We start from the raw sequence: 1183 nt of genomic DNA, 5'->3' as shown, positions 1-1183 counted from the left end.
CGTCCATCTCGTCAAAGCCGGCCCATGTGAAGAACACCATATTGGGGCCATAGCTGAGATCGAGGCCGGCTTGCAGGGCGCCAAAGGCGATCTCACCGTGGTTGTCGCTCCGATGGTGATCATGGCCGGTTCGCCAAGATCGAGATAGGAGCGATCCCACAGATCGGCCTCGACGATCCGCCAGCGACCGATCAGTCGGCAGTTCGCCGGCGCGGTCATGTCGGCACCGCCAGCAGCTTGGGCAGCCGCACCAGATTGTAGGCGGCGGCACTGAAGGTGAAGGCCCATCCGACACGGTCGCGACCGCGCAACTTGGTTTGGCGCTGACCGGCGACCGTCTTGATCCAGCCGAACGCCTCCTCGATGCGCTTGCGGATGCGCTGGCTGACAGCATAGCCGCCGTGCCGCGTCGTGCGCCCGTCGATCGCCGAACGACGGCCGTTCGTGTCCTGCGCCACGTGCGGCGTCACCTTCATCGAGCGCAACTCGTTGATGAAGTCCTGCGCATCATAGGCCTTGTCGGCGCCGAGCGTGATCGCCTGCGGCCGGTCGGCCCGGGGCTCGATCATGTGCAGCGCCGCCACCCGTTCGGCATGCCCGTCTGCCAGTGTCAGGCAGGCATCGACCAAGAGCCCGTGGCGGTTCTCCATCAGACCATGCCCCATGAAGCACAGCTTGGCCTCCTTGCCTTTACCTTTGCGATAGAGCCTGGCGTCAGGATCGGTGGTCGAGCCATGTGTATCGTTCGACCGCTTCTGGCCATGGAAATCCGCTTCGGCGTTGCGCCCGCCGCCTTGAGCCGGCGGCTCGCCCGAGCCGTCTTTCGGCTTGACGCTCTTCATCGACGCCCACGCCTCGATCAGCGTCCCGTCGACCGAGAAGTGATCCGTCGACAGAAGCCTCTTGACCTTGGGCTGCGCCAGCACCGCGCTCAGGAACTTTGCAGCGATGTCGCCCTCCAGCAACCGGTCGCGGTTCTTGGAGAACACAGAATGATCCCAAGCCGCATCGTCAACGCCAATCCCGACGAACCAGCGGAACAGAAGGTCGTATTCCAGCCGCTCCATCAACAGCCGCTCCGAGCGGATCGAATAGAACGCCTGCAACAGCATCGCCCGCAGCAGCTTCTCCGGCGGGATCGATGGCCGTCCGATCGGCGAATACAGCGCCGCGAAGTCCCGCT

Annotated in this window: 1 protein-coding gene; it reads right to left on the bottom strand. The window is 64.2% G+C overall.

What is annotated here, in order from left to right; all coding sequences use genetic code 11:
* Positions 1-215: 215 nt before the first annotated feature.
* On the bottom strand, positions 216-1183 hold a 968-nt coding region (locus HNQ71_RS34590), incomplete at its 5' end, for an IS5 family transposase (RefSeq protein WP_184879653.1).

The sequence above is a fragment of the Mesorhizobium sangaii genome (assembly GCF_014207355.1).
GTDB lineage: Bacteria > Pseudomonadota > Alphaproteobacteria > Rhizobiales > Rhizobiaceae > Mesorhizobium > Mesorhizobium sangaii.
This window is presented reverse-complemented; position numbering and strand designations above follow the sequence as displayed.